Annotated in this window: 5 protein-coding genes; 3 read left to right on the forward strand and 2 right to left on the reverse strand. The window is 73.3% G+C overall.

Annotated features, from left to right (window positions below):
• Positions 1-44 precede the first annotated feature (44 nt).
• Together ACFCY7_RS28805 and ACFCY7_RS28810 are read right to left on the reverse strand one after the other, a co-directional pair.
• Entirely contained in the window at positions 45-2,663 is a 2,619-nt protein-coding gene (locus tag ACFCY7_RS28805) for a GH25 family lysozyme (RefSeq protein ID WP_376488974.1), read from the reverse strand.
• Positions 2,660-3,196: a hypothetical protein gene (locus ACFCY7_RS28810; protein ID WP_376488975.1), complete on the reverse strand. Its 537-nt coding sequence runs from the start codon at positions 3,194-3,196 to the stop codon at positions 2,660-2,662. The genes ACFCY7_RS28805 and ACFCY7_RS28810 overlap by 4 nt, the downstream gene beginning before the upstream one ends.
• 208 nt (positions 3,197-3,404) lie before the next feature.
• On the opposite strand from ACFCY7_RS28810, the gene ACFCY7_RS28815 reads away from it, so the two are divergent.
• The 3 genes from ACFCY7_RS28815 to ACFCY7_RS28825 form a co-directional block, all read left to right on the forward strand.
• The gene (locus tag ACFCY7_RS28815) at positions 3,405-4,532 is read left to right on the forward strand and encodes a peptidoglycan DD-metalloendopeptidase family protein (protein WP_376488976.1); all 1,128 of its coding nucleotides are present in this window, start codon (positions 3,405-3,407) and stop codon (positions 4,530-4,532) included.
• A gap of 140 nt (positions 4,533-4,672) precedes the next feature.
• The gene (locus ACFCY7_RS28820; protein WP_376488977.1) at positions 4,673-5,920 is read left to right on the forward strand and encodes an ATP-binding protein; all 1,248 of its coding nucleotides are present in this window, start codon (positions 4,673-4,675) and stop codon (positions 5,918-5,920) included.
• A partial coding sequence (locus ACFCY7_RS28825; protein WP_376488978.1) for a response regulator occupies positions 5,917-6,570 on the forward strand: 654 nt, incomplete at its 3' end. The genes ACFCY7_RS28820 and ACFCY7_RS28825, both read left to right, overlap by 4 nt.

The raw sequence follows: 6,570 nt of genomic DNA on the forward strand, positions 1-6,570 counted from the left end.
CATGGGCGAAGAGGATCCCCCCCCACCTGGTCACCTGAGTCGGCTCAGGTGACCAGGGTGTTCAGTGCCGCGTACGTGTTCGTGCTCGGCACCCCGTCCAGCGGGCCCGCGTAGCCGCCCGTCTGGGCCAGGCGCTGGACCGCCACGTACGTCCCCTGGCCGGGGATCCCGTCGATCAGGCCCGAGTAGCTCCAGCCGCGCAGGCACGTCTGGACGGCGGCCCAGCTGTACGAGCCGAGGACGCCGTCCACCGGGCCCGTGTAGCCGCCGAAGGCCGCCATCCGCTGCATCGCCGCGTACGTGTTCGTCGCCGGGAGCCCGTCGATCGGACCCCCGTAGCCGAAGCGGCGCATCACGGTCTGGACGCCCTTCCACGAGTTCACGCCCATGACGCCGTCGATCACGCCCGCATAGCCGCCGGCCGTCGCCAGGGTCTGGAGCCCCTTGTACGTGTTCGTGCCGGGCGCCCCGTCGAGCGGGCCGGTGTAGCCGTAGCCCCGGACGACCGTCTGGACGCCCTTCCAGCTGTTCACGCCCATGACGCCGTCGATCGGGCCCTCGTAGCCGCCGCCCTTGGCGATCTTCTGCAGGATCGTTCCGTTCGCCACCGAGATCGGGCCCGGGCCGCTGCCCGTCACGCTCAGGTACGTCCGGAGGCCCGCGAAGGTGTTCGTGCCGGGCACGCCGTCGATCGGACCCGTGTAGCCGTAGTCGGCGGCGAGGCGCTGGATGCCCTTGTACGTCTCCGGGCCCGGGACCCCGTCGACCGGGCCGCTGTAGTAGCCCTGCGCGAGGACCGTCTGGACGCCCTTCCAGTTGTTCACACCCATGGCGCCGTCCACCGGGCCCGTGTAGCCGCCGCGCTGCGCCACCTGCTGGAGCGTCTTGGCGTCCGCCGTCGAGATCGTCACGCTCGCGGTCCCGCCCGCCTGCGCGAGGTAGTTCCGCAGCCCGGCGTACGTGTTCGGGCCCATGATCCCGTCGACCGGGCCCGTGTAGCCGCCGCGCTGGGCGAGCTGCTGGAGGCCCTTGTACGTGTTCGTGCCCGGGGCTCCGTCGACCGGACCGGTGTACAGCGCCAGCCGGGTGAGGAGGGTCTGGACGCCCTTCCAGCCGTTCGGCCCGAGGACCCCGTCGATCGGGCCCGTGTACCCGCCGAACTGCGCGATCTTCTGGAGGGTCACGCCGTCGGCGAGCGGGATGGCCGGCGTCCCGCCGGGGACCGGGTTCGCGCCCGGGGGCGGCAGGACCGCCGTCCCGAAGGCGTCCGGCTTCGCCTGGTTCATGTCGACGGCGACGCCCTTGACGGACCCTTCGTCACTGAACTGGTGGATCGCCCAGCTCGGATACGCCGTGCCGATCCGCGGGCTGCCCGCCGCGACGCCGTAGTCCGCGATCCACAGCTTCGCGCCCGTCGCGATGGTCAGCGGCCAGGACTTCGACTGGAGCAGCGAGGAGTACGTGTAGAGGAACGGGGTCGTGCCGAGACGGGCCTTCACGATGTCGATGAACTGCGCCGTCTGCGCGTCCGTCCACACCGGGCTCTGGTCGACGCCCTCGACGTCGACCATCAGCGGCTCGCCGGGGCGGTAGTCCCGCAGCCGGGCGAGGAAGTACTCGGCGTCGGTGGACGCCGCTCCCCAGCCCGTCATCCAGTAGTGGCCGACCAGGAATCCGGCCGCCCGGGCCGCGTCGACCTGCTGGACGTAGTGGGGCGCGGTGTAGGGCTGGTGGGTGCCGTCGTTGGAACCGCCGCACTTCACCACGCAGAAGCGGAATCCGGCGCTGCGCGCGGCCAGGAAGTCCAGGTTCGCCTGGCTGGTGCCGACGTCGATCCCGTACACCGGGTCCGTCGGCGACGGCGTGGGCGCGGGACCCGGCGCCGGCGGGGTGGTGGTCTGCGGGTGGGCGGCGAGCCAGCGCGAGACGCCGAGGATCGTGTTCGGGCCGAGGACGCCGTCGATCGGCCCGCTATAGCCGCCGTCCCTGGCGAGTTCCTGCACGGCCTTGTACGTGTTCGTGCCGGGCAGGCCGTCGATCGGGCCCGAGTAGCCGTAGCCGCGGACGGCGGTCTGGACGCACTGCCAGCCGTTGACGCCGATCGCGCCGTCGACCGGGCCCGTGTAGCCGCCGCGCTGCGCGAGCGTCTGCAGGACCTTCTGGTCGGCCGTGGTCAGGGTGTACGAGCCGCTGCCGCCACCGGGGCCCGGGGTGCCGAGGTCGGCCATCCGCGCACCGACGTTGTCCAGCGTCCAGCCCAGGTAGTCGAGGCCGGTGAGCGAGTTGTACCGGGCGATGGACTGGGTGCCGATGCGGTAGCCGCCGGGGGCGAAGTCCTCACCGCCCGACAGGGCGCTCGACGCCATCAGGCAGCGGGTGCCGCCGCCGTCGAGGTCGAGGGCCACGTGGCCGGGCCTGAGCCGCCCCGGGTTCGCCCACCAGTGGAAGGCCCCGCGCGGGGCCGCCGACCAGTCGTCGTGCCCCTCGCCGGACGCCACCCACGCGTCGTACGCCGTCCCGCGCGAGTCGCTCAGGTCGCAGGCCCGGAACATCAGGGACTGGCACATCTCGGCCCAGTTGTAGCCGTTGTCGAAGCCGGAGGGACCGCCGTCGGTCGTGTGCTGGCGGGCCCACTGCTCCGCCCCGGCGACCGTTCTCGTCAACGCGTGCTCCTCGGGTCGGAAACGGACAGGCGGGAGGTGGCGAGGAGGGTCTCGGTGCCCACCAGTTGGGCGCGCAGTTCGAGGCCCGCCGCGCCGGTCGGTACGGCTCCGTGCCGCAGCCGGGAGTCGAGGGTGACCCGGCCCCGCGCGTCCGTGTCGAGGTCCATGTACCCGTACCGCTCGGGGGACTTGCCCCCCTTGGGTGCCGCGGCCGCCTCGAACCAGAGGCTCGGGCGGACCGTGTGGAACGCGCTCAGGGAGAAGCGGACGCGCCGGCCGGGCAGCGGCCTGCCGTCCGGTCCGGTGAGCGTGAACACCACTCCGGACGCGGCCGTCCCCGCTTCCGAAGCCGTCCAGCCGTATGCGGGAGACGAGAACCTCCCTTGCGGTGCCGCCGCCGTGGCCGCACGCGCCGTACCCGTACCGGCCGCGCCGCCCACCCCCAGGACCAGTGCCGGCAGCAGCGCGCCGGCCGTCCGCAGGAGGGACCGCCGGGACGGCCCCCGCCCTTCGCCATCAACCCACTCGGGCACCTGACCTCCTGGAATCCGCCGGATCATCGGAAGGGCAAGATCACCCGGCGGGTCCCGCGCCGACAACCCAACGAAAGCGCGGAACCGGGGGCTCGACTCCGCGGATTCGTTGGGTTGTCGGTCCCCGGGCGCCCCGATGGGATGAGCGGGCTCGTGATCTTCCTCCCGAGCACATCGATGGACGACCGGACGACCTCAGGGAGAAGCGTTGACCGAGAACGAGGCACGGCCGCACCGCTGCGGCGGCGACCATGACGTCCCCCGGACCCCGGCGGGCGTCAGCCGCCGCACGCTGCTGCGCGGCGCGGTGGTGGGAGGCGGCGCGCTGACCGTCGGCGGGCTCGTGCTGCCCACGAGCGCGTACGCCGTCCCCGCGCTCTACAACCCCTTCCAGGCGTATGCCGTCACCGGCCCGTGGGACCCGCCGAACCACAACGGCATCGACTACGGCATGGCCGTCGGGACCGCGCTGCCCGCCTGCGGCGCCGGAACGATCGAGAACATCTACGACAACGGCACCGGCGGCCACACCGTCACCATCTACCACGCCGAGGGCTACCGCAGTCAGTACATGCACCTGTCGCAGTTCCGGCTGTCCAACGGCGCCTCCGTGGCCGCCGGGACGGTCGTCGGGTACTCCGGCGGAGCCGTGGGCGCCCCCGGCGCGGGCAACTCGACCGGCCCGCACCTGCACTGGCACATCTACAACCCCAGCGGCTCCCGGATCAATCCGCTCTCCGTCGTCGGCGGCGGTGGCGGGGGTACGCCCCCCGCCCAGGGCGAGGGGCTGACGCTCCAGAAGATCGCCGGCGCCGGCGGCTACGCGGGGCCCCTGGACGGCGTGCCGGGGACGAACACCTGGATCGGCGTGCAGTACGTGGTCACCGGCTACGGCTACACCGGCCCCCTCGACGGCGTGCCCGGCACGAACACGTACAAGGGGCTCCAGCGCCTGGCCCAGCGGGGCGGTTACGGCGGCATCGTCGACGGCGTGATGGGCACCAACTCGTGGAAGGGCGTGCAGACCGTCTGCAAGCGCTTCGGCTACGGCGGTCTGGTCGACGGCCTCCCGGGCACGAACACGTACGCGGCGATGCAGCGGATCGCCAAGCTCGGCGGCTACACGGGACCGGCCGACGGCGCGCTGGGCGTCAACTCGTGGAGGGGCCTGCAGACGCTGTTCACCGGCTTCGGGTACACCGGCCCGATCGACGGAGTGGCCGGCAAGAACACGAACATGGGGCTCCAGCGCATGGCCAAGCTCGGCGGTTACGGGGGCCCGGTCGACGGCCTCCCGGGGGACTTCACCTGGGCGGCGCTGGCCAAGCTCGTCTGACGTCCCCGACCCTTCGGACTTCTCCGACTCTTCGCACTCCGTCAACGGCAGGGCCTCTTCCGAGGCCCTGCCCATCGGCATGCCGCTCAACTATCTTCATCGTTGCGGGTCGGCGGGCTGATCCGGAGCCGAGGGGGACGATGAGAAGTCTGAGCGGGCTGTGGCGGGTCGCGGAGCTGCCCACGACCAAGGCCGGCGTCGAGCGGGCCTTCTCGTACTTCACCGCGGGGGTCAGGCTGGGGACCGTCGCGCAGATGGTTCCCGCCGTGCAGCTCGGGGCGGCGCGCGCGCCGCACGACGCCGCCTACCTCGCGTGCTGGGGCGCCGCCGCCCTCGCGTCGGTCGCGGTGAGCGTGGTGACGCTGGTACGCCGCCGGCCGCTGGGCACGACCGTGGCGGTGCTCGACTTCGCGCTGGCCTGCGCCCTGCTCGTCCTCGGCCCCCTGGTGCTCGCGCCCTGGGACCGCTTCGGCACCTGGACCGCGTTCCAGCCGGGGTACGCGCTGTCCGTCATCATCACCGCCGGCGGGGTGCGCGGCCTCGCCGTCTGGGCGGGCGGTCTGCTCGCCGTCTCCCTCTCGTACGTGGTCTACCTCGGCGGCGACGTCGGGAGCGAGATGATCTCGACCGCCGTCGGCAACGTCCTGACCTACGTCGTGTACGCGCTGGTCGCCCGCATGTTCTTCGGGTACACCCGCCGCATCGCGCGTGACGCCGACGCCTCGCGCGCGCGTGCCGCCGAACTGGCGCGGCGCGAGGAGGAGCGGCGGGCGCAGGTGATGATGCACAACGGCGTCGCCGTGATGCGTCTGCTGACCGAGCAGGGCGACGACGTCTCGCGGGCCCGGCTCGTCGGCCAGGCCGAGGTGGAGCTGCGGCGGATGCGCTCCTATCTGCGCGGCACGGAGGCGTGTGCCGCTGACGGCGAGGGGTCCACGGCCGGTCTTGTCCCGGTGGTCAGGCGGGTCTGCGAACGGTTCGCCGACCTGAACGTGGTCGCCTCGCTGGATCTCGGCACCGGACTGCGGATACCGGCCGCGCAGGCGGAGGCCCTGGAGCGCGCGCTCGGGAGCCTGCTGCTGAACGTCCGCGTGCACGCGCGCGCGTGCGAGGTCGTCGTCCACCTCGACGCGCCGGGGCCGGAGGGGGCCTGGACGCTGACCGTGCACGACGACGGTGTCGGGTTCGACCCGGCGGCGGTGACGGCCGGGGTCGGGCTGCGCGAGGTGGTCGTCGGCGAGCTGCGGCGGCGGGGACTCGCCGTCGCGATCGCGTCCGCCGCGGGGGAGGGGACGACCGTGACCGTGCGGTCGCGCCCGGGACCGGACGCGGGTCCGCCGGGGCCGGGACGGCCGACCGTACGGGCCGCCTTCGCGGACGCGCCGTGAGGCCCGCGGCGAGGCCCGCGGTGGCGGTCGTCGACGACGCCTCGCTGATCCGCGAGTCGATCGGCCCGCTCATGCCCGGACTCGACGTGGTGGCGGCGGTCGCGACGGTGGAGGAGCTGGTGCGGCGGAGCCCGGCGGTGGACCTCGTCCTGCTCGACCTGCACCTGGCCAACCTGGAGCAGCAGCCCGACGCCCGCCAGGGCGTCGCCGCGATCCGCACGCTGACCCGGCGCGGCTACCGCGTCTGCGTCTACAGCCAGGAGGAGCGCCGGTTCGTCCTGGCGGCCTGCGTGGCGGCCGGCGCGAGCGGCATCGTCTCCAAGGCGCTGCCGCGCGCCCGGGCGGAGGAGCTCTTCCTCGACGTGGCCGCCGGCGGCACGGTCGTCCCGCAGCAGGTCGTCGGCATCCTCGAAGTCCTCGTGCGGCGCGACTGCATCACCGTGCTGAGCGAGCGCCAGCGCCAGATCCTGCACGGCCGTGCCCGCGGCCTGAGCTACGCGCAGGTCGCGCGGGAGCTGTTCGTGAGCGAGTCGACGCTGCGCGGGTACTGGTTCGACCTCACCCGGTCCCTCGCGGACGGCCTGCGCGGCCTCACCCCGGGCGAGATCGAGCACGCGCTCGGGCTCGCGCCGGGGGATCTCCTGGAGTTC

This window comes from Streptomyces sp. NPDC056361 (assembly GCF_042262805.1).
Classification (GTDB): Bacteria; Actinomycetota; Actinomycetes; order Streptomycetales; family Streptomycetaceae; genus Streptomyces.

Excerpts from the sequence above, each read along its gene's own strand:
- ACFCY7_RS28820 (WP_376488977.1), top strand. The coding sequence starts at position 4,673 with ATGAGAAGTCTGAGCGGGCTGTGGCGGGTCGCGGAGCTGCCCACGACC.